Here is a 20751-nt window from a genome sequence, read left to right on the forward strand (position 1 = left end):
CTTCTTTCCTCAGTTAAGATCTTCCGGCCACGGGAAGCATTCCGCCGTGATCTCCGGCGTGTGGTAATAATTCTGTAAAGCCTTGATCAAGCGTGCCGGACGTTCCGGAATGCCTTTCTCAAGATACTCCATCACCTGCGCGTGAACGCGGCGCTGGAAGACAATACGGTCTGGCTCGAAGTCGCCTTCGAGGTTGTCACAGCTGACGTTAAACGGGAATCCTGCCGCCACGCACAGCAGCCACTCCAGCGCCTGGGGTTTGACCTCTACATCTTCAAACTGCCCCTGGGTCGCGGCGTCGCGGCCGTCCGGGCAGTACCAGTAGCCAAAGTCCACCAGCTCGCGACGCGCTTTTCCTGCGATACACCAGTGCGATATTTCATGCAAACCGCTGGCATAAAAGCCGTGAGCGAACACAATCCGGTTGTACGGCACTTCCGCATCTGCAGGAAGATAGATCGGTTCGTCGTCGCCTTTAATCAGACGGGTATTAAAATCTTCCGCGAAGCAGCCGTTGAAAACCTCAATCAGCTGTTCGTATTTATGCGTACTGTTCATTAGTTCATCCCCAACCAGTGGAGGATCTCCTGTCCGTGGCTGTCATAAAGAAGTTTGGCACTCATTACGGCCGAGACAATGACAATCATCGGACGAATGAGCTGTTGCCCTTTGCTTAACACCAGGCGCGAACCTGCCCGCGCGCCCAGAAATTGTCCGGCCATCATCACAAATCCGGTCGCCCAGATCACCTTGCCGCCGATGATAAACAGCAGCAGGCCACCGAGGTTCGAGGTGGCGTTCAGCACTTTGGCATGGGCGGTGGATTTGGCGAGGTTAAAACCGGCCAGGGTCACGAACGCCAGGGCGTAAAACGACCCGGCGCCCGGGCCGAAGAAACCGTCATAAAAGCCGACACAGCCACCGGCAATCAGCGCAAACGGCAATCCGTGCAGGCGGCGCTGCCGATCCTCTTCGCCAAGCTTTGGCATCAGTAAAAAGTAGAGGCCAATACAGATAACGAGGATGGGTAAGATCTGGCGCAGTATATCGGACTGCACATGCTGCACCAGCAGCGCACCGCTGGTTGAGCCGATAAAGGTCATCAGGATATTGAGCTTCTGGTCGGCGAGGCTCACTACCTTGCGGCGGATAAAATAGATCGAGGCGGATAACGATCCGCCGCACGCCTGCAGCTTGTTGGTCGCCAGCGCCTGCGCCGGGCTCATCCCCGCCGCCAGCAGGGCCGGAACGGTTAACAGCCCGCCGCCGCCCGCCAGTGCATCAATAAAACCGGCCAGCATAGCGATAAAAAACAGCGCCACCAGCAGCAGCGGCGATACCATAAACAACTCAGCAAATTGGTCCATTAAAGTACATGCTCATCCAGTAGCGCCTGGCAGGAAGGCGGCAAAGGAGGTGGTGTCTTCTTCTCAGGCTTAGAGGTTCCAGGCTTGGCCGGTTCAAACCAGCTTTGCAGTTCGTAACCACAGCCATCGCCAGGCGGTGGCAGCGGCTGATCTTCGCATTCCAGGCTGTTCGCCGGGCAGCGCAGACGCACGTGCATATGCGCACGGTGCTGGAACCACGGCCGCACTTTACGCAGCCAGTCTCGGTCGGTTCCGGCATCTTCGCAAAGCTGCTGCTTGATGGCCGGGTTAACGAAGATGCGCGTGACGTCGTTATCTTTTGCCGCCAGCTTGATCATGGCGGAAACATCCTGCGACCAGAGCGACGGCACCACACGCTTGCCGTCGCTGGCGACCAGATCGAGCGCCTGGGGCTTCAGCAACTGGGCCGAGGTCCAGCGGGTTTTCGGCAGCTGCAGGAAGATATCCACGTCCAGCCCGGTTTGATGGCTGGCATGGCCGCCGTTAAAGCGTCCGCCTGCCGGCATCCCCATATCGCCAATCAGCACCGTGCCCAGCCCCAGGTTATGCACCTGGTTGCTGAGGCGCTGAATAAACAGCACCAGATCCGGGTGACCAAAGTAGCGGCGCTGATCGGTGCGCATCACCTGATACGTGGAGGACTGCTGCGGCAGCGCTTCTGCGCCTACGATACAGCCATTAGAGAACCCGCCGATGGACTGGGCGCTGCCCGCCACCGGGTGGGTGATTTTTTGCCACGGCGTTGCCGCCAGAGCGGTCCCGCTGGCAAGCAGCGCCAGCAGAGCAATTGCGGTTTTTTTCATGGTTACCAGCGTGGAATGGTGGTCGTCACATCCGCATTCTGCGCGCGCTGGCGCAGGAAGTGATCCATCAGCACGATCGCCAGCATCGCTTCGGCGATGGGCACTGCGCGGATCCCGACGCACGGATCGTGACGTCCTTTGGTGATCATCTCAACTTCTTCGCCAGAGCGGTTAATGGTGTGGCCCGGCACGGTAATGCTGGAGGTTGGTTTCAGCGCAATGTTAGCCACAATCTGCTGCCCGCTGCTGATGCCGCCCAGAATGCCGCCCGCGTGATTGCTCTGGAAGCCCTCTTTAGTAATTTCGTCGCGGTTCTGGCTGCCGCGAAGCGCCACCACGTCAAAACCGTCGCCAATCTCTACCCCTTTCACCGCGTTGATGCTCATCATCGCATGGGCAATGTCGGCGTCGAGGCGGTCAAAGACCGGCTCACCCCAGCCCGGCGGAACGCCGTCGGCCACGACCGTGACTTTGGCACCAATGGAGTCACCCTCTTTTTTCAGGGCGCGCATCAGTTCGTCCAGCGCTTCCAGCTTCGAGGCATCGGCGCAGAAGAACGGGTTCTGTTCAACCTGATCCCAGTCTTCGATCGCCAGCGGAATGTCGCCCATCTGGGTCAGGCAGCCGCGAATGACAATACCAAACTTCTGCGCCAGGTATTTTTTAGCAATGGCGCCTGCCGCCACGCGCATGGCGGTTTCACGGGCGGAGGAGCGTCCGCCGCCGCGATAGTCACGAAAACCGTATTTCTGTTCGTAGGTATAGTCAGCGTGGCCCGGGCGGAACACATCCTTGATGGCGCCGTAGTCCTGGGAGCGCTGATCGGTATTCTCAATCAGCAGGCCGATGCTGGTGCCGGTAGTGCGTCCTTCAAAGACGCCTGACAGGATTTTGACTTGATCCGGCTCGCGGCGCTGGGTGGTATAGCGCGAGGTGCCCGGGCGGCGCCTGTCGAGATCGTGCTGTAAATCAGCTTCGGTCAGTTCGATGCCAGGCGGTACGCCATCAACGATGCAACCCAGCGCCAGCCCGTGCGACTCGCCAAACGTGGTCACACGAAATAATTGTCCAATACTGTTTCCTGCCATCACGGCTCCGTTTTCGTTGTTCTGTGTTTGAGCTTTCTGTGTTTGCGCAATGTGAAACGGGCCGAAGCCCGTTGGATTAATCTTTGTAGATGCTGAAGTGCTCGCGCGCGACGAGAAGCTGCGCTTTGGTCAGCATGAAGACGCCGTCGCCACCGTTGTCGAACTCGAGCCAGGTGAACGGCACATCCGGATATTGCTCCATCAGATGTACCATGCTGTTACCGACTTCACAAATCAGAATACCGTCATCGGTCAGATAATCCGGCGCGCAGGCCAGTATACGGCGGGTCAGCTTCAGGCCGTCGGAGCCGGAAGCCAGTCCCAGCTCAGGTTCATGGCGGTATTCGTTTGGCAGATCGGACATATCTTCTGCATCGACGTACGGTGGATTGGTCACAATCAGGTCGTACTGCACTTTCGGCAGGTCACGGAAAAGATCGGAACGGATCGGCGTGACGTGATGGATCAGACCGTGTTCTTCAATGTTGTGTTCCGCTACCGCCAGCGCGTCAGGGGAGATATCCACGGCGTCCACTTCCGCATCCGGGAAGGAATAAGCGCAGGCAATGGCGATGCAGCCGCTGCCGGTGCACATATCGAGGATATGCTCAGGCTGATGGTCAATCAGGCCGGCGAAATGGTTATTGATCAGTTCACCAATCGGCGAGCGCGGCACCAGCACGCGTTCATCGACAAAGAATTCATGGCCGCAGAACCAGGCTTTGTTGGTGAGGTACGCCACCGGGATACGCTCGTTAACGCGACGGATCACGCGCTCAACGATACGGTGTTTCTCGCTGGAGGTGAGGCGCGCAGAACGCATATCTTCCGGGATATCCAGCGGCAGATAGAGTGACGGCAGCACCAGCTGTACCGCCTCATCCCACGGGTTGTCGGTACCGTGACCGTACCAGATATTGGCCGCGCTGAAACGGCTGACCGCCCAACGCAACATGTCCTGAATGGTTTGCAGCTCATTCACCGCTTCATCGACAAAAATTTTATCCACTATGTTCTCCAGGGCATGCTCGCTAAATTTTCGGCGGCTAGTGTGCCATGAAGACGGCGATAAATCAGCACTGTCGCTAACGGCTTGCGGGTAAAAAATGCGTTTTGCCGTACGGCGAGTCAGGTACACTGTCGGAAATAAGAGATGAGACGGACATATGAAAAAGAAAACATCCTTGAGCCAGGAGGATCAAACGCTGTTTCGTCAGCTGATGACAGGCACGCGTAAAATCAAGCAGGACACCATCGTCCACCGCCCGCTGCGTAAAAAAGTGAGTGAAGTTCCCGTAAAACGGTTGCTGCAGGAGCAGGCCGACGCCAGCCACTATTTTTCCGACGAGTTTCAGCCGCTGCTGAATACGGAAGGCGCCGTGAAATACGTGCGGTCGGACGTCAGCCACTTCGAGCTGAAAAAATTGCGTCGTGGGGATTATTCGCCGGAGCTGTTTCTCGATCTACACGGGTTAACCCAGATGCAGGCGAAACAGGAGCTGGGCGCGCTGATTGCCGCCTGCCGCCGCGAACATGTCTTTTGTGCCTGCGTGATGCACGGCCACGGCAAACATATTCTTAAGCAGCAAACCCCGCTGTGGCTGGCTCAGCATCCACACGTGATGGCTTTTCATCAGGCACCCAAAGAGTACGGCGGAGATGCCGCATTGCTGGTGTTGATTGAAGTAGAAGAGTGGCAACCGCCTGAGCTGCCCTGAGAGGCAGGCGGGTGGCAATTGCTACCCGCCTGGATCTGTTACGTCAGATAGCTTTCGCCATCTTCAGATTGCAGGGGCTCATCTGCCAGTTGAAGACGCCAGCACCCGTTTCATTGAGGGTGACATTGGCAATGGCAGAGGTGCTGAACATCGGCGGCGTTTCGCCCGGGCAGAGTTCAGATACCAGATAGCCGACTAACGGCAGATGGGAAATCACCAGCGCAGAAGCGACACCTTCATTGCACAGCGCCTGAAGATAGGCACTGACAAGACCCACATCGCCACACGGGGTAAGCTCTGGCAGAACGTCGACACTGTCTGGCAGGTTCATACACTCCCCTACCACGTCCAGCGTCTGTTCAGCGCGTAAGAACGGACTGACGAGGACACGTTCAATATCCACTTTTTGCCCTTTCAGCCAGGTTGCCATTTGACGGGACTCGTCACAGCCGCAAGGCGTCAGAGGACGTACAGAGTCACTGGCAGCATCAAGTGCCGCGTCACCGTGACGCATGATAAAAACTTGCATATTGCACCGCTTTTGTTGACCAGGATCACCGGTGTTACTTCCCCGCGTGAACACATAACGAGGTAGAAAACCCGATGGCCGGGCATTGTGCCTGATCCATCCGTTGAATGAAACGCTGTTTTTTACCTCAACGGCGTAAGTATAGTCAATGTCAGTTTACAAATTAGACAGGACCAGACCCTTCAACGGCGGATTTACTCTTGTTTGACCTTAATTTACAAGGTCAGTTTCCTTTGCTGGCCAAAATCGCAGCCCCTGATCCGCCATCTGCAATAATGCGTCACACGGCGTAAACCGCGGCCCATATTGCACAGCCAGTCGTTGTAAAATCGCAACAACTTCACCCGCACCTAAGCTATCCATATAGCGGAACGGGCCACCCAGGAAAGGTGGGAAACCAATGCCAAAGACGGCGCCAATATCGCCGTCGCGGGCATTTTTAATGACCTTCTCATCAAAGCAGCGCGCCGCTTCGTTGAGCATCATCATGACGCAACGTTCTGCGCACTGTGTCGCAGAAAGTTTGCCCTCGCCGGCAGGCTGAATAAGCCCATAAATTGCCGGGTCTACCTGTTTCTTGCTTTTACGCCCTTTTGGATCGTAAAGATAGAAACCGCGTCCATTTTTTCTGCCTTTGCGATCGTCATTCAAAATTGCAGAAACAATGTTTGCAGGTGCGCTAAACCGTTCACCGTAAGCGCTTTCCAGCACAGGTATAATTTTAGTGCCGGTATCGATTCCCACCTCATCCAAAAGTTGGATTGGGCCGACCGGGAAACCAAACTTCACCAGCGCATTATCGATATGTTCAACCTTTTCGCCTTCGGTCAGCAGGCGCATGGCCTCATTGATATAAGGCGCCAGAATGCGGTTGACGTAGAACCCGGCTTTATCGGCCACCACCACCGGCGTTTTGCCCTGCATTTTTGCCAGCTTCACCACGGTGGCAATGGTCTGCGGGCTGGTTCCGGCGTGCGGGATGACCTCCACCAGCGGCATTTTTTCTACCGGACTGAAGAAATGCAGCCCGATCACCTGTTCAGGGCGTGCGGCCCCGGCCGCAATATCGCCAATAGGCAACGACGAGGTGTTGGAGGCAAAAATGGTGTGCGGGGCACAGTTCGCCTCTACCTCGGCCACCATTTGCTGTTTCAGGGCCAGATCTTCGAATACCGCCTCAATGACCAGATCGCGATGACGGAAACCGCTGTAGTCAGTGGTGCCGGAGATCAGCGCCAGCTGGCGATCGCGCTCGCTGGCTTTGATATGGCGGCGTTTGACCTTTTTATCAAGCAACTGCCAGCTGTACTGAAGGGCGTGGTTGATCCCCTTCGGGTTGATGTCCTTGATCCGCACCGGTAATTTGCCTTTGCTGGCGCTGACGAAAGCGATACCGCCCCCCATCAGCCCGCCGCCCAGCACACCGACAGACTCCAGCGGCGCTGGCTCCGCCTCGCTGCCGGGATCTTTTTTCACTTCGGTACTGGCAAAAAAGATGCTGCGCAGCGCCTGAGACTGTGGGGTCATCGCCAGTTCGCCAAAGGCTTTCGCTTCTGCGGCATAGCCGCTGCTGCTGCCCTGGGTCAGGCCGGTATGGATCACCTCGAGAATGCGTTTTGTCGCCGGGTAGTTCCCCTGGGTTTTTTGCTCGGTTTTTTTGCCCACCATGTTGAACAGCAGCGCACGGCCCAGCGGCCCTGCCAGCACGCGCTCGCGCACCGGTAAGCGACGGGTGTCCGGTTTGCCTTTCAGGGCCAGCGCAACGGCGGCCTCCAGCAGAATGGAATGCGGAACCACCTCATCCACCAGCCCGACCTTCAGGGCCTGGCGCGGGCGCAGCTGTTTACCGGCGAGGATCATCTCCAGCGCCGTGCTGACGCCCACCAGACGCGGCAGACGCTGGGTGCCGCCCGAGCCCGGCAGTAAGCCAAGCTGCACTTCCGGCAGGCCCAGTACCGTTTTGGCGTCGTCGGTACAGATGCGTGCGTGACAAGCCAGCGCCAGCTCCAGACCGCCGCCGAGGCAGGCGCCGTGGATCGCCGCAATCACCGGGATCGGCAGGGCATGAATTTCGGCCATGATCTGCTGGCCCTGACGGGCCAGATCTTCCGCCACCTGCGCGCTTTCGGCGCGGGCAATCATGTTGATATCGGCCCCGGCAATAAAGTTGTCCGGCTTGGCCGAGATAAACACCAGCCCGCGCAGGTTTTTGTTTTCACGCACCTGCTTGAGGATGGCGCGAACCTGGCCGCCAAACTCCGCTTTCAGGGTATTCATCTTCTCGCCTGGCGCATCGATGGTGACCACCGCCACGTTGTCCAGACGCACGTGCAGGGTAAACGCCGTTGTCATCTCCATTATTCAGCCTCCAGAACCATTGCGGCACCCAGACCACCCGCGGCGCAGGCGGTGACCAGGCCAAAACCGCCGCCACGACGGCGCAGCTCATGCAGCGTCTGGGTGATCATCCTCGCCCCGGTCGCCGCAAAGGGGTGGCCGTACGCAATGGAGCCCCCCAGCACGTTAAATTTGCTCTCATCCACTTCGCCAGTGGCATGGGCGCGGCCCAGCACGTCCCGGGCAAAGCGTTCGCTGGCCAGCAGTTGCACGTTGGCAAGGGTTTGCGCGGCAAAGGCTTCGTGCATGTCGATGAGCGTGAGATCGCCCATGGTAAGCCCGGCACGCTCAAGCGCCAGTGGCGTGGACCAGGCCGGCCCCAGCAGCATATCCTGCCAGACATCAATGGCGGTAAAGGCGTAGCTGCGCAGATAGCCGAGCGGCTTCAGGCCCAGCTCTCTGGCGCGCGATTCGGTCATCAGGATCACCGCCGCCGCGCCGTCGGTTAACGGAGTGCTGTTCGCTGCGGTGACGGTGCCGTGTTTGCGGTCGAACGCCGGGCGCAGTTTTGCGTAATCCGCAAGCGTAGAGGTGCCGCGAATATTGTTATCCTGGCTGAGCGGCTCGCGGAATGGCGGGGTGTAGGCCGTCATGACCTCGTCCGCCAGCTTGCCTTCCGCCCAGGCCTGAGCGGCGCGCTGGTGCGAGCGGTGCGCCAGGGCATCCTGCTGTTCACGGGTGATGCCGTAGGTTTTCGCCATCTGCTCGGCGGTATCGCCCATGCGCAAGCCGGTGGAGTATTCCGCCACCGCGGGCGGCACAGGGAGTAAATCGCGCAGACGCAGGCGCGAAAACAGCGACAGGCGCTGCCCGGTGGTGCGGGCTTTATTGACGTCCACCAACACGCGGGCGAGCTTTTTGCTGACGCCAATCGGTAAAACGGACGAGGAGTCGGCGCCGCCAGCAATCCCGGCGCGAATGGTGCCGGTTATCAGGCTCTCCGCGACGTTTGCCACCGCCTGAAAGCTGGTGGCACAGGCGCGACTCACGCTGTAGGCATCGGTATGCACGTTCATCCCGGTGCCCAGCACGATTTCACGGGCGATATTGGGCGCTTCCGGCATTTGCACTACCTGGCCAAAGACCAGCTGTTCAATGACTTCGGGAGGAATTTCACTGCGAGCCAGTAACTCTCCTACGACCATTTTCCCCAGATCGACGGCAGGAATGCCATGAAACGCCGTCGCCTGACGGGCAAACGGCGTACGTAATCCACTGACAATGGCAATGCGATCGCCCTGACGGGTGATTAGCGGTAATGCCTGACTCATAACGCTCCCCTGTGAATAACAATGCGCAAAGTGGTCTGACCTGATAACAGTCTTAACCAAATTTTTACATTAGCCAATCAGGGAGAAGAAAAATTGCGAGCGAACACACAGAGAGCAAACGAAACGCCTCCGGGAAGGAGGCGTTGAAAGGAATTAGCGCAGACCGAGTTGAAAAATCAGGGATTCTGCTTCGCAGCTGAACACGAAGTCGATGTCCAGGCGAACCCCGCCTTCCACGTCGGTGAAGGTGGAATTAATTTCGCACGGTTCGGACTCCACGCCGCGGGCTTTTTCGGTCAGGGCAGCCAGTGTCTCTTCGGCGTCGGCACGACTGGCGAACTCACGGCTGTAAGAGGCGGTGCAATCCGTGTTGTCCACGATGGTGCCCACATCCATACAGCAGCAAACCGGGGTTTCATCAGCACTGCATTTACTCATAGTAGATTTCCTCTGAATTCGCGCACGGCGCGAGAATAGACACGATGCTGATATTTTACGCCCCGGGCGGGGGTGGCTCCAGTTGTTAATGGCCGAAAACCGGGTAAGTGAGCAATATCACAAGTAAAAATGATCTAAAACAAAAATCACCCATTCATAGGAAGCGAACTGGTCACAATTTTGCCACCCAGATCCCGTTTCGAAAAACATATCAGTAAATATTCACAAACACTCTTGCAACATTCTATCTGGTCAGACCTATACTCTCGCCACTGGTCTGATTTCTAAGTGTTACCACAGACCCTACACTTCGCGCTCCTGTTACGGTATGTAACAAATATTGCATAAAAATAACTCAATGAGGTTATGGTCATGAGCCAGAAAACCCTGTTCAAAAAAACTGCGCTGGCAGTCGCAGTGGCAATCGTCTCCACCTCCGCCTGGTCAGCGGGATTCCAGCTTAACGAGTTCTCTTCCTCAGGCCTGGGCCGTGCCTATTCCGGGGAAGGCGCCATTGCTGATGACGCCGGGAACGCGAGCCGTAACCCTGCCCTGATCATGATGTTTGATCGTCCTACCTTCTCCGCAGGTGCCATTTTTGTTGACCCTGATGTAGATATCTCCGGACGCTCTCCAACGGGCGCAAGCCTGAATGCGAGTAATATCGCGCCAACAGCCTGGGTTCCAAACCTGCACTTCGTCGCGCCAATCAATGACCAATTTGGCTGGGGCGCGTCCGTTACCTCTAACTACGGACTGGCGACCGAGTTTAATAACAACTACGCGGCAGGAGCGTACGGTGGTACAACCGACCTGGAAACCCTCAACCTGAACCTGAGCGGTGCTTATCGCCTGGATAATCACTGGAGTTTCGGTGTTGGGTTTGATGCTGTGTATGCAAAAGCGAAAATTGAGCGCTACGCGGGTGACCTGGGTCGCATCGTCGCAGGGTCCGGCGCATTACCTCCGGCTCTGGCACGTCAGGTCGCCGGGATCCCGGGAGACACCCAGATTGCCTACCTGAAGGGTGATGAGTGGGGCTTTGGCTGGAATGCCGGTATTCTGTATGAAATCGACAAGAACAACCGGTATGGCTTTACCTACCGCTCTGAAGTAAAAATCGATTTCGATGGCGACTATAAGAGCAGCCTGCCTTCGGCCTACAACCAAATCCTGGGCAACTTTGGTCTGCCAATGGGAACGGATGGCCGCACCACTGGCGGTTCTCTGACCCTGAATTTACCTGAGATGTGGGAACTGTCCGGCTACAACAGAGTCGCACCGCAATGGGCTATCCACTATAGCCTGACCTACACAAGCTGGAGCCAGTTCCAGGAGCTGAAAGCGACTAACAGCGGCGGTGATACGCTTTTCTATAAAGATGAAAGCTTTAAAGACGCGTACCGCATCGCGCTGGGTACCACCTACTATATGGATGATAACTGGACGTTCCGTACCGGTATTGCCTTCGATGACAGCCCGGTTCCGGCAGACAAACGTTCTATCTCCATTCCGGATCAGGATCGCTTCTGGCTGAGCGCCGGTGCAACCTACGCATTCAACAAAGATGCCTCAATCGATGCGGGTGTCTCTTATATGCACGGTCAGAAAGTGTCGTTCCAGGAAGGTCCGTATGAGTTCTCTTCTGAAGGTAAAGCCTGGCTGTATGGCATGAACTTCAACTACGCGTTCTAATCACATCACGATTAAAAAAGGTGAGCCCTGGGGCTCACCTTTTCTTTTTTATTCCGCATCAATCTCGGAGAGTTCGTTTTCGATCGCTTTCGCGTTCGGATTCTCTTCCGGTTTCAGCTTGCCGCCGTTAGCAATGAAGTCGTGGTTCTGGAAGTAGGCCTCACGCACCATGAGATACGGATCGGAGGACTGACGCAGCAGACCGTCGGAATCCAGCAATTGCGCGCGCGTCTCTACCCCTTCCAGCGTCCATTTACCCACCGACAGCGGCCAGGTCAGCCATGACAGCACCGGATAGAGCGTATCGACCATGTCGCCGCCATCGTCACGCAGGGTGAAGCTACCGTAGAACGGCAGATGCACGTACGGGCCGTAACCCACATTGTAGTGACCCAGAGTACTACCGAAACGGTGCGGCTGCTCGCGCTGCAGCTTCGGATTCGCCATCCCGGCAACGTCAATAAAGCCGCCCATCCCTAACAGGGTGTTGAGGAAGAATCGGGTGAAGTGGACCATCCCCTGATAAGGATCGCCCTGCAGGAAGTAGTTCGCCATGACCGCAGGCTCTTCGAGGTTGCTGGTGAAGTTGCTCAGGCCGTTACGGGCAGGCTGTGGAACATAATCCCGCCATGCCACCGCAACCGGGCGCACCACATACGGATCCAGCACGTTATAGTTGAAGTTGTACATGGTGCGGTTAAATCCTTCCAGAGGATCGGAGCGCCCCTGCTGCTCGCCGGAGCTGGCGCAGCCCATCAGCAACGTGGTGCTCAGCGCAACCACCGACAGCCCAAGTTTCATATCTTTCTCCCTGTTAAGTATGGCTATCAGCAAAGCCATCCGTCATGGCGCTTTCGCGCTCTGTCTGTAAACGTGCAAGTGATTGTATCAGCACGACTACTGATGTCTACGACCACAAATCGGGGCAATAAACACGCTCTGGTATGATCTCAGAATAGCCTGGCTTTGGGTTTTCGTTTGGCTGGCAATTTTATACGGCCTTTGCCATTGATGTATCGCCTTTATTGCCATTGCGGGAATTTAAGAGCATCCCCACGGGCGGCGGAGGAAAAAGCGCTACGCTTAAGGGGTATTAGCCACCTCTGGAGCATTAAAATGGACGAATTAAAAGACGAGAAAATAGACGGTCATACCGAAGAACTGGAAGTTGAAAGCGAGGAGAAACGCCGGGGAAAGAAGATTGAGGTCGATGAGGACCGGCTACCCTCACGCGCGATGGCAATACATGAACATATTCGCCAGGACGGTGAGAAAGAGCTGGAGCGCGATGCCATGGCGCTGTTCTGGTCGGCCATCGCCGCCGGACTATCGATGAGCGCCTCGTTGCTGGCGAAAGGGATTTTCCACGTTGAGCTCGAAGGCATACCCGGCGGCATCATACTGGAGAACCTCGGTTATACCTTTGGCTTTATTATCGTGATCATGGCCCGCCAGCAGCTGTTTACCGAGAACACCGTCACCGCCGTACTCCCGGTGATGCAAAGCCCAACCTGGGGCAATTTTGGCCTGCTGATGCGCCTGTGGAGCGTGGTGCTGCTCGGCAACATTATCGGTACCGGTGTCGCCGCCTGGGCGTTTGAGTATATGCCGATATTCGACGAGCCCACCCGGGACGCCTTTGTGAAAATTGGTATGGGCGTGATGGAAAATAGCCCGTCGGAGATGTTCGCCAACGCCATTATCTCCGGCTGGATCGTTGCCACTATGGTCTGGATGTTCCCGGCAGCCGGTTCGGCAAAGATTGTGGTTATCATCCTGATGACCTGGCTTATCGCCCTCGCCGATACCACCCACATTGTGGTGGGGACGGTGGAAATTTTATATCTGGTGTTTAACGGCACCATCCACTGGACCGAGTTCTTCTGGCCCTTCGCGCTCCCTACCCTGGCAGGCAACATCTGCGGCGGGACCTTTATTTTTGCCCTGCTCAGCCATGCGCAGATTCGCAACGATATGTCGAACAAGCGCAAAGCTGAACTGAAAGCCCGGCAGGAAGAAGAGGAAGAACGCAAAAAAGCGGCGTGAATGGCGACACTTTAAGCAGTCAGGCGGTCACGCGCTTAACGCATTGTCTAAATGACGTTATACTCGTGCCGCTTCGTCCCCTTAGTTAAATGGATATAACGAGCCCCTCCTAAGGGCTAGTTGCAGGTTCGATTCCTGCAGGGGACACTTTCCTGCTTTCAACCTTCTCTCCAGCCAATAGCACCCATACACACAACGTCACCTGCCGCTGTGCTGTACTCTCGCGCCGTTAGAACGAATTCCCACCTGAGAGAAACAACGGAGTAATGGAATGAAAAGATTTCTGATCGCTTTGGCGCTAATCGCCCCCTGCTCTGCCTTTGCCGGGGTGGTGTTCCATCCGGTGGAGCGCGCAGCCGTGGTCGCAAATTCCAACCACCCTGTCGCAGCGGCAACCGTTACCGCGCAGGCAAGAAACCACCGGGCAGCCAGAGTGGATGCCGTAAGCTGCAACGACGGGCGCTGCGTCCAGCACGGTAATGTTATTCGCTAAACGTTATGGAGCCCCACAAGCCGGGGCTCCAGTCTGTTATTTCATTGAGTCATTCAGAAGAGACAGCACCACCTGCGGTGTCTGATTGGCTTTGGTCATTAACGAGGCAAAAGTTTCCTGAAGCATCTGCGCCCGGGCCATGCTGGACACTTCTGCGGCGTAGTCCGCATCTTCAATCCGTGAGCGGGACGCACTGACCGCAACCGACATCGTCGCCTGCAGATTTTGCGTCGACTCCAGACGGTTCGCCACCGCCCCCAGCGTGCTGCGTCGTTCATCGACCTGCTTAATGGCATTGTCGAGCGCCGCCAGAGGATTCGCAGGGTTTTTCAGGCGAATTTCGTCACCGATTTCAGAGATATTCAGGGTCGTATAGTTGGTTGCGGCATCCGTGGAGGCACTGAAAGAAGCCTGGTAGTAGATCTGCAGATCTCCCAGACCATTCAGCGTTTTAAGCAGGTAGCGGGCAGGCGTCTCATCAGTCAAAACCAGCGTGGCTTTTTTGGTCTCGATGCCGTTCACCACATCCATGTAGTAATTACCGTCCGCATCCAGGCGCAGCACATCGTTCGAGATATTGCCGTCGCCATCGGTGTAACGCACGTTGACCTTCGCAGGATCCATCGTGACCAGGGACGACCCGCTGACCCGGGTCACATCAGAGAAATTATTCAGGCTGGTGGCATTGTTCGCCGTCACTACAAGCGAATGGGCACTACCGTCGGTCGTTGTCGTTACCGAGGCATTGTAATAGCTAAAATTACCGCTGCCATCGTCCACTTCCAGAATGTACTGGCTGCCTGACTTCAGCAGTCGGGAGTTAGCGGCTGAGAGCGGGTTATTACCCGCATCCTTAAAGCTCAGCGCTGCGGTCGTGGCATCAATATTGGGTGTGGTCGTCACGACAGCCGGAAGCGTGGCGAAATCTGTATCCAGTTTTGCCGTGGTGCTGGTCATTTGCGCGGTGACGGCACCCGTCGAACCGTAGGTTAGCGTGGCAGGATAATAATAATCATCCTGCTCAATATAATACTGGCCGTTTGATTCTCTAATTGATGGCGCGGGGCTATTACTCAAAACACCCCCATTGGTGTCGAGATAGCTCACCGAAGGAATTGACCGGCTATTTAGCTGGGTGACGCTGCTGTAGAGTGGCGTTCCATTGGTAGCGCTGATATTTACAGTTCCGGTTCCGCTGGCGGTATTCCAGCTTGCGGCCGTGGTAGCCTGATAATAGGCCGGCTTGCCGTCGACCCCCGTATCCTGAATGTAATACCGGCCGTCAGTGGCGTTGCGCACCAGTTGAGGCGAATTGAATATGCCTGACGGAGACCAGGTTACGCTGACATTACCGCTGTTCAGGTCGATATTACTGGCGCTTCCCGCCACCTGATTGATATCTGAAACCTTGCCGCTGATACCGCGAATAACGAAATCCTTCAGGCCGATATTTTCAACACTGAAGTTTTTCGATAAATCGAGGGAGATTTTTTCATTATCCCGGGTGCCGACCTGAAAACCGACCGTTCCCGCGCTACCATTCAGCAGATTAATACCGTTAAAGTCGACGGAGCCGTTCAGACGGTCGATCTCCTTAAGGTTTAAGTTGATTTCAGCCTGAATGGTATCGGCATCCGCCAGGGTATTGGATTCACTGAGCCCTTTAACCGTAAGCTCGCGGATGCGCTGTAGGCGGTTGTTGATTTCATCCATCGCGCCTTCGGCCGTCTGGATCATCGACAAGCCGTCGCCAGCATTACGCTGCGCCTGTTGCAGCGCATTTTGCTGGCTGGTCATGCGGTTAGCAATGGCCTGGTTGGCCGCATTGTCTTTGGCACTGTTGATGCGCATGCCGGAAGAGAGATTGCGGATCGACTGCTCCAGAGCAGAGGTATTTTTTTGAGATTGACCCCGAAGCGTCAAGGCCATCAGGTTAGTTTTTAGGCTCAGCATTCCGATATACCGATACAGGTTTCGCTGGAGAGGTTATCGACCGGATTCAGGATTAGTTGATGATTTATTTGAGCCTTAACCAAATTTAGTAGGGGTTAAGTACATGTCATTGCAGCTATGTTAATTCGATTCAGGGCTACGAGAATGTCCTGCAGCGGCAAATAACCCTGCCATCAATACTGTTTAAAGGGGATAAAGATGTCTAAAGCACTGCTCATCATCGATATGCAGAATTTTGTCACACAAAGAATTCAACAGGGCGTGGATTACTTTCCGCAAAACAGTATTGAAAACATGACCGCTGTGATTGAGAAATTCAGAAAATCAGGCACCCCGGTCATACACGTTCGCCACCAGACGCCTGAAGAGGGCTCGCCGCTCCATCACAGCTCATCCTCCAGCTTACCTCTAGAGTCTTTTAAAGAACTCAACAACGAACCGGTCTTTATCAAACACACCTCCTCCGCGTTCAGCTCAACGGGTTTGTTTGATTATCTGCAGGATGCCCGTATTTCAGAGCTGGTGGTTATCGGTGCCGTAGCCGGATTCTGCGTTAACTCCACGGTCAGAACGGGCGCTGACCTCGGGTTAAAAATCACTGTGTTAAAAGATGCGGTGATCAGTTTCGAACTTGAACAGTATCAGCTCAGTGCAAAAGCCATTCTGGATGTCACGCTGGGGCTGCTTGCTGCCGGTTTTGCTCAGGTTATCCCTGCCACGGAATTAAAGGTATAATCTGCCCATCATTTGACAGATTTCAGAAACGAAGATGACCAAACTCACACTCCAGGAACAGATGCTGAAGGCTGGCTTAGTCAGCAGTAAAAAGATGGCAAAGGTCCAGCGCACCGCCAAAAAATCCCGCGTTCAGGCGCGTGAAGCACGAGAAGCGGTGGAAGTGAATAAACAGGCGCAGATTGAGCGCGATAAAGAGCTCAGCGAGCAGCAAAAGCAGGCGACGCTAGCTAAAGAGTACAAGGCGCAGATCAAGCAGTTAATTGAGATGAACCGGATCGTGGTAGCGAAAGGCGATATTAGCTTCAACTTCACCGACGGCAATTTGATTAAAAAAGTGCTGGTGGATAAGACCACGCAAAAACAGCTGATCAATGGCCGTCTGGCTATTGCGCGTCTGGTTGCCGGGGCGGGTCGCGAAAGCGAATATGCCATTATCCCTGCGGTTGTCGCCGATAAAATTACGCAGCGTGATGCGAGCTATATCGTGTTCAGCGGCGAGCTGACGCAGGAAGCGAAGGACGAAGACGATCCGTACGCTGATTTCGTCGTGCCGGATGATTTGATGTGGTAATCCTCAAAGACCCCCTCTCCCGGAGGGGGTCTTTATCCCCTCTTAACGCTCGTGGAACGCCTCCGCCCTCGCCCGCAGGATCGGTTTTAGCAGATACGCCATCACCGTTTTCTTACCGGTAATGATATCCACCGACGCCACCATCCCCGGAATAATCAACAGCGGCTTTTCATCCGTGCCGAGGTGGTTTTTGTCGGTACGCAGACGAATCACATAAAAACTCTTCCCGTCTTTGTCGGTCACCGTATCGGGGCTGATCTGCTCCAGCGTACCCTTCAGGCCGCCATAGATGGTGTAGTCGTAGGCGGTGAACTTCACCGTCGCCTCCTGTCCCGGACGTAAAAACGCGATGTCCTGCGGACGGATTTTTGCTTCCACCAGCAGTTTGTCGTCCAGAGGAACAATCTCCACCAGGTCGTTGCCCGGCTGGATCACGCCACCGATGGTGTTTACCATCAGCTGCTGCACCACGCCCCGCACCGGTGAGGTCACCAGAGTACGGTTCACCCGGTCGGAAATCGCCTTGCCCGAGGCCTCGATTTTACTGAGATCGGTTCGCGCCTCGTTGAGCTGCCCCAGCGCTTCGCTGCGATAACGCCCGCGCGTTTCGCCGACCTTGCTCTCAATCTCCTTGATGGCCGCTTCCGCCCGGGGAATGGCGAGGGTCACGGAGTCGAGCTGTCCCTGGGTTTCCACCACGCCGCGACGCAGGCGGAGCACTTCAACTTTTGAAATTGCCCCTTTAGCCACCAGCGGTTCAGACATGGCGACCTCCTGCTGCTGCAGCGCCAGGCTGCGGCGGTACTGGCTGGCCTTGCCCTGGAAGTCGAGCAGTTCCTGCTTCTTCTGAATAAGCTGTTCGTTAAGCCCGGCCAGTTCGCTCTGAATGCGTTTGTTGACGCTGGCGAACAGCTCCATCTCGCCGCTGGCGATATCCGGCGCCTGCTTCACAATCTCCGGCGCCAGGGTCAGGGTTGTGGCATCGTTCAGCTGCGCGGTCAGACGCTGGATGCGCGCCTGCAGCGCCAGCCTGTCGGCCTCGCTCTCTCCGGCGTTGGAACGAAACTGGGTATCATCCAGACGCAGCAGCGGCGCGCCGGCTTTCACCACCTCGCCTTCGTGGACAAAGACCTCCGCAACGATCCCCCCTTCGAGGTTCTGTACTTTTTGCAGGCGGGAGGAAGGAATAGCCCGCCCTTCCCCGCGCGTCACCTCGTCGATACTGGCCAGCGACGCCCAGAGGATCATGGCGATAAAGAAGGCGAAGATAGCCCAGAGCGTGACGCGCACCACCCGCGGGGCATCGTCCAGCAGGGCTTTGTTAACCTCGTTGGTGGTAAAGGGCGCGGGCTGTTTATCTCCTGACAGCCAGCTCATCAGGCGGCTAAGCGTCTCAACGATTCGCATGAATTTGTCCTTTTTTCAGCGCACTCATGACGCTCTCTTTCGGACCGTCGGCAATGATTTTGCCGTTGTCGACGATAATCAGACGATCCACCAGCGTCAGCAGCGACGCACGGTGGGTGACCATCAGCAGCGTTTTGTTGGCGATCGCCGGCACAAGCGCCTTTTTGATCAGATCTTCGCTGGTGTTATCCATTGAACTGGTCGGTTCGTCCATCAGCAGCACCGGCGGGTCGAGCAGCAGCGCCCTCGCCAGCGCGACAGCCTGCCGCTGACCGCCGGAAAGACTCATCCCCCGTTCGCCCACCTGCATGTTGTAGCCGGACGGGTGACGACGGGCAAACTCGTGTACGCCGGTCAGGGTGGCCACCCGCAGCATGGTTTCCTCGTCAACGTAGCTGGCGCCGTAGACCAGATTGTCGCGCAGGGTGCCGCTGAACAGATGGATATCCTGCGGCGCGTAGCCAATGTTATGGCGCAGATCGTGAACATCAATCTGGCGGGCATCGATACCGTCAATCAGCACATTGCCGCTGTTCGGCTGGTAAAAACCGACCAGCAGTTTCGCCAGGGAGCTTTTACCCGACCCGCTGCGCCCGATGATGCCCACCTTTTCTCCGGGCTGGATCGTCAGAGAGACATTGATGAGCGAAGCATACTGATTGCCAGGGTAGATAAAGGTCACATCGCGCAGCTCAATCGCGCCGGAGAGGGTTTCCCGCTTCAGCGGCACTTCGTCGTCCTGCACTTCCTGCTCAAGATCCATCATCCGGTCGATGGTGGCTTTGGTCATCCGCGCGCGCTGGTAGCGGGTGATCAGGCTGCACAGCTGGCCGATGGGCATCATGGCGCGACGGTGCAGCAGATAGCAGGCGATCAGCCCGCCCATGCTCAGGTTGCCGCCAATAATGATGTAGACCCCGGCCACGATCAGGGCCACGCCGCTGAACTGCTGCAGCCAGGCGGTAAAGTTTACCGCCACGTACGAGAGCGACTTCACCCGCAGCTCCAGCTTGCTCAGCTGGCCGGTAAGGTGCTCCCACTGATACTGGCGCTCGCTCTGGGCGTTGTTGATCTTGATGGCATCCAGTCCGGTGAGCGTCTCCACCAGCATCGCCTGACGTTCGTTGGAGAGCTGATAGGTTTTCTTCACCCGCGACATCAGCGGGCGCTGGATCAGCCAGTTCACCAGCAGGGCCAGCGGATAGGAGAGCAGCGGGATAAACACCAGCGGGCCGCCGATGATGCCAATCACCAGCAGGATCAGCAGGGTAAACGGAAAGTCGATAAAGGCGGTGAGCGTCAGGGAAGAGAGGAAGTCACGAATCGACTGGAACTCCTGAAAGTTCTGCGCGAAGCTCCCCACCCGCTGCGGGCGAAGCTTCATCTTCATGCCCAGCAGCCGCTCGAACAGCGCCGAGGAGACCACCAGATCGGTTTTCTTACCGGCCAGATCGAGACAGATGCCCCGCAGGATCTTCAGCACAAAGTCGAACACAAAGGCGATGCTGACGCCGATGGCCAGCACCCACAGGGTAGCGGTGGCCTGATTAGGCACGACCCGGTCATAGACGTTCATCACAAACAGCGGGGCGCTGAGCGCCACGAGGTTGACCAGGAAACTGGCGACCACCGCATCCAGATAGAGGAATTTCGACAGCCTGAGCGTGTCCTGGAACCAGGATTTGGTGCGCGGCAGCGTAGCCGTCGGCTGGGCGTCAAACTCATGCTCCGGGGAGATAAAAATCGCCCGGCCGCTGTAATTCTCCGCCAGCGTCTCTGGCGAGACGGTGATTTCACCGCCCTCCGTTTCGCTGGGCAGCAGGCGCGCGCGCTGCTGTTCATCCCAGCCAATGAGCACTGCGGCCTGGTTGTTCTTCAGCAGCAGAATGGCAGGCAGAGAGAGCGCGGTGATGTTTTCCAGCCCGCGCTGCACCACCCGCGCCTTGAGCCCGGCCCGGCCGGCGGCGCGCGGAAAGGTCTCCGTCGTCAGGGTGTAGGCGTCCAGCGGCAGCCCGGCGGTCAGCACATTACGGCTGGTGACGACGTTGTGCAATTTACAGACGATCATCAGCGCGTCCAGCAGCGGATCGTCATGGCTTTGCCGCGGATCCTGTCTGCCCTGCGCCTGCGGGGTCATCTCTATGCGATCGGAGGAGTCAATATCAGGCGTCATTCTCTGCCTCAGTGTTCTGCAGACGGCGGTCGCAGATGTAAAA

19 protein-coding genes and 1 tRNA gene are annotated in these 20751 nt (G+C 56.5%); 7 read left to right on the forward strand and 13 right to left on the reverse strand.

Annotated features, from left to right (window positions below; all coding sequences use genetic code 11):
- Window positions 1-9: 9 nt before the first annotated feature.
- The 5 genes from K5I40_RS03420 to prmB all read right to left on the reverse strand — a co-directional run bounded on the left by K5I40_RS03420 (window position 10) and on the right by prmB (window position 4288).
- Entirely contained in the window at window positions 10-558 is a 549-nt protein-coding gene (locus K5I40_RS03420; protein WP_039030940.1) for an elongation factor P hydroxylase, read from the reverse strand.
- Window positions 558-1367 (reverse strand): sulfite exporter TauE/SafE family protein, encoded by an 810-nt coding sequence (locus tag K5I40_RS03425; protein ID WP_039030939.1) that lies wholly within the window; start codon window positions 1365-1367, stop codon window positions 558-560. Before K5I40_RS03425 ends, K5I40_RS03420 begins: the two co-directional genes overlap by 1 nt.
- The gene (mepA, locus tag K5I40_RS03430; RefSeq protein WP_138369843.1) at window positions 1367-2191 is read right to left on the reverse strand and encodes a penicillin-insensitive murein endopeptidase; all 825 of its coding nucleotides are present in this window, start codon (window positions 2189-2191) and stop codon (window positions 1367-1369) included. Before mepA ends, K5I40_RS03425 begins: the two co-directional genes overlap by 1 nt.
- A 2-nt stretch (window positions 2192-2193) precedes the next feature.
- Window positions 2194-3279 (reverse strand): chorismate synthase, encoded by a 1086-nt coding sequence (gene aroC, locus K5I40_RS03435; protein WP_039030937.1) that lies wholly within the window; start codon window positions 3277-3279, stop codon window positions 2194-2196.
- Window positions 3280-3355: 76 nt separating this feature from the next.
- Entirely contained in the window at window positions 3356-4288 is a 933-nt protein-coding gene (prmB, locus tag K5I40_RS03440) for a 50S ribosomal protein L3 N(5)-glutamine methyltransferase (RefSeq protein WP_039030936.1), read from the reverse strand.
- Window positions 4289-4445: 157 nt separating this feature from the next.
- Between prmB and smrB the strand changes: the two genes are divergently transcribed.
- Window positions 4446-4997 (forward strand): endonuclease SmrB, encoded by a 552-nt coding sequence (smrB, locus tag K5I40_RS03445; RefSeq protein WP_039030935.1) that lies wholly within the window; start codon window positions 4446-4448, stop codon window positions 4995-4997.
- A 43-nt stretch (window positions 4998-5040) separates the two neighbouring features.
- Here the strand turns inward: smrB and sixA are convergent, their stop codons facing one another.
- The 4 genes from sixA to K5I40_RS03465 all read right to left on the reverse strand — a co-directional run bounded on the left by sixA (window position 5041) and on the right by K5I40_RS03465 (window position 9632).
- Complete coding sequence (sixA, locus tag K5I40_RS03450; protein WP_039030934.1) at window positions 5041-5526, reverse strand: phosphohistidine phosphatase SixA; 486 nt, start codon at window positions 5524-5526, stop codon at window positions 5041-5043.
- Between the two features lie 210 nt (window positions 5527-5736).
- On the reverse strand, window positions 5737-7884 hold the full coding sequence (gene fadJ, locus K5I40_RS03455; protein ID WP_223073699.1) for a fatty acid oxidation complex subunit alpha FadJ: 2148 nt from the start codon (window positions 7882-7884) through the stop codon (window positions 5737-5739).
- Window positions 7884-9194, reverse strand: coding sequence for an acetyl-CoA C-acyltransferase FadI (fadI, locus tag K5I40_RS03460; RefSeq protein ID WP_039030932.1), 1311 nt, complete (start codon window positions 9192-9194; stop codon window positions 7884-7886). Before fadI ends, fadJ begins: the two co-directional genes overlap by 1 nt.
- A gap of 153 nt (window positions 9195-9347) precedes the next feature.
- Window positions 9348-9632, reverse strand: a complete 285-nt coding sequence (locus tag K5I40_RS03465; RefSeq protein ID WP_139563310.1) for a YfcZ/YiiS family protein — start codon at window positions 9630-9632, stop codon at window positions 9348-9350.
- Window positions 9633-10004: 372 nt separating this feature from the next.
- On the opposite strand from K5I40_RS03465, the gene fadL reads away from it, so the two are divergent.
- The gene (gene fadL, locus K5I40_RS03470) at window positions 10005-11327 is read left to right on the forward strand and encodes a long-chain fatty acid transporter FadL (protein ID WP_223073698.1); all 1323 of its coding nucleotides are present in this window, start codon (window positions 10005-10007) and stop codon (window positions 11325-11327) included.
- A gap of 48 nt (window positions 11328-11375) precedes the next feature.
- On the opposite strand, the gene mlaA is transcribed toward fadL, so the two are convergent.
- Window positions 11376-12128 carry a phospholipid-binding lipoprotein MlaA gene (gene mlaA / locus K5I40_RS03475; protein ID WP_039030929.1) on the reverse strand — a complete coding sequence of 251 codons (753 nt, stop codon included), beginning with the start codon at window positions 12126-12128 and terminating at the stop codon, window positions 11376-11378.
- 315 nt (window positions 12129-12443) lie between these two features.
- On the opposite strand from mlaA, the gene K5I40_RS03480 reads away from it, so the two are divergent.
- From K5I40_RS03480 to K5I40_RS03490, 3 genes are all read left to right on the forward strand, one after another.
- Window positions 12444-13373 carry a formate/nitrite transporter family protein gene (locus K5I40_RS03480; protein WP_223073697.1) on the forward strand — a complete coding sequence of 310 codons (930 nt, stop codon included), beginning with the start codon at window positions 12444-12446 and terminating at the stop codon, window positions 13371-13373.
- A gap of 75 nt (window positions 13374-13448) precedes the next feature.
- Window positions 13449-13520 (forward strand) — tRNA-Arg (locus tag K5I40_RS03485).
- A 124-nt stretch (window positions 13521-13644) separates the two neighbouring features.
- Entirely contained in the window at window positions 13645-13866 is a 222-nt protein-coding gene (locus tag K5I40_RS03490; protein WP_223073696.1) for a hypothetical protein, read from the forward strand.
- A 36-nt stretch (window positions 13867-13902) separates the two neighbouring features.
- Here the strand turns inward: K5I40_RS03490 and K5I40_RS03495 are convergent, their stop codons facing one another.
- Entirely contained in the window at window positions 13903-15819 is a 1917-nt protein-coding gene (locus K5I40_RS03495; RefSeq protein ID WP_251929486.1) for a flagellin, read from the reverse strand.
- A 198-nt stretch (window positions 15820-16017) separates the two neighbouring features.
- Here K5I40_RS03495 and K5I40_RS03500 point away from each other — a divergent pair, with 198 nt between their 5' ends.
- Window positions 16018-16554 carry a cysteine hydrolase family protein gene (locus K5I40_RS03500; RefSeq protein ID WP_223073694.1) on the forward strand — a complete coding sequence of 179 codons (537 nt, stop codon included), beginning with the start codon at window positions 16018-16020 and terminating at the stop codon, window positions 16552-16554.
- Window positions 16555-16588: 34 nt separating this feature from the next.
- Window positions 16589-17128 carry a DUF2058 domain-containing protein gene (locus K5I40_RS03505; RefSeq protein WP_223073693.1) on the forward strand — a complete coding sequence of 180 codons (540 nt, stop codon included), beginning with the start codon at window positions 16589-16591 and terminating at the stop codon, window positions 17126-17128.
- Window positions 17129-17170: 42 nt separating this feature from the next.
- On the opposite strand, the gene K5I40_RS03510 is transcribed toward K5I40_RS03505, so the two are convergent.
- Both K5I40_RS03510 and K5I40_RS03515 read right to left on the reverse strand, forming a co-directional pair.
- Window positions 17171-18535 (reverse strand): HlyD family type I secretion periplasmic adaptor subunit, encoded by a 1365-nt coding sequence (locus K5I40_RS03510; protein WP_138369819.1) that lies wholly within the window; start codon window positions 18533-18535, stop codon window positions 17171-17173.
- A complete protein-coding gene (locus tag K5I40_RS03515; RefSeq protein WP_138369818.1) occupies window positions 18522-20708 on the reverse strand; it encodes a type I secretion system permease/ATPase in 2187 nt (728 codons plus the stop codon). The genes K5I40_RS03510 and K5I40_RS03515 overlap by 14 nt, the downstream gene beginning before the upstream one ends.
- Window positions 20709-20751: the final 43 nt, after the last annotated feature.

It is taken from the genome of Leclercia sp. LTM14 (assembly GCF_023736175.1).
Lineage (GTDB): Bacteria > Pseudomonadota > Gammaproteobacteria > Enterobacterales > Enterobacteriaceae > Enterobacter > Enterobacter barmai.

What these genes read in the sequence shown, in the direction of transcription:
- K5I40_RS03420 (WP_039030940.1), bottom strand. Translation starts at nt 558, where the DNA reads ATGAACAGTACGCATAAATACGAACAGCTGATTGAGGTTTTCAACGGC.
- K5I40_RS03425 (WP_039030939.1), bottom strand. Translation starts at nt 1,367, where the DNA reads ATGGACCAATTTGCTGAGTTGTTTATGGTATCGCCGCTGCTGCTGGTG.
- mepA (WP_138369843.1), bottom strand. Translation starts at nt 2,191, where the DNA reads ATGAAAAAAACCGCAATTGCTCTGCTGGCGCTGCTTGCCAGCGGGACC.
- aroC (WP_039030937.1), bottom strand. Translation starts at nt 3,279, where the DNA reads ATGGCAGGAAACAGTATTGGACAATTATTTCGTGTGACCACGTTTGGC.
- smrB (WP_039030935.1), top strand. Translation starts at nt 4,446, where the DNA reads ATGAAAAAGAAAACATCCTTGAGCCAGGAGGATCAAACGCTGTTTCGT.
- sixA (WP_039030934.1), bottom strand. Translation starts at nt 5,526, where the DNA reads ATGCAAGTTTTTATCATGCGTCACGGTGACGCGGCACTTGATGCTGCC.
- fadJ (WP_223073699.1), bottom strand. Translation starts at nt 7,884, where the DNA reads ATGGAGATGACAACGGCGTTTACCCTGCACGTGCGTCTGGACAACGTG.
- fadI (WP_039030932.1), bottom strand. Translation starts at nt 9,194, where the DNA reads ATGAGTCAGGCATTACCGCTAATCACCCGTCAGGGCGATCGCATTGCC.
- K5I40_RS03465 (WP_139563310.1), bottom strand. Translation starts at nt 9,632, where the DNA reads ATGAGTAAATGCAGTGCTGATGAAACCCCGGTTTGCTGCTGTATGGAT.
- fadL (WP_223073698.1), top strand. Translation starts at nt 10,005, where the DNA reads ATGAGCCAGAAAACCCTGTTCAAAAAAACTGCGCTGGCAGTCGCAGTG.
- mlaA (WP_039030929.1), bottom strand. Translation starts at nt 12,128, where the DNA reads ATGAAACTTGGGCTGTCGGTGGTTGCGCTGAGCACCACGTTGCTGATG.
- K5I40_RS03480 (WP_223073697.1), top strand. Translation starts at nt 12,444, where the DNA reads ATGGACGAATTAAAAGACGAGAAAATAGACGGTCATACCGAAGAACTG.
- K5I40_RS03490 (WP_223073696.1), top strand. Translation starts at nt 13,645, where the DNA reads ATGAAAAGATTTCTGATCGCTTTGGCGCTAATCGCCCCCTGCTCTGCC.
- K5I40_RS03495 (WP_251929486.1), bottom strand. Translation starts at nt 15,819, where the DNA reads ATGCTGAGCCTAAAAACTAACCTGATGGCCTTGACGCTTCGGGGTCAA.
- K5I40_RS03500 (WP_223073694.1), top strand. Translation starts at nt 16,018, where the DNA reads ATGTCTAAAGCACTGCTCATCATCGATATGCAGAATTTTGTCACACAA.
- K5I40_RS03505 (WP_223073693.1), top strand. Translation starts at nt 16,589, where the DNA reads ATGACCAAACTCACACTCCAGGAACAGATGCTGAAGGCTGGCTTAGTC.
- K5I40_RS03510 (WP_138369819.1), bottom strand. Translation starts at nt 18,535, where the DNA reads ATGCGAATCGTTGAGACGCTTAGCCGCCTGATGAGCTGGCTGTCAGGA.
- K5I40_RS03515 (WP_138369818.1), bottom strand. Translation starts at nt 20,708, where the DNA reads ATGACGCCTGATATTGACTCCTCCGATCGCATAGAGATGACCCCGCAG.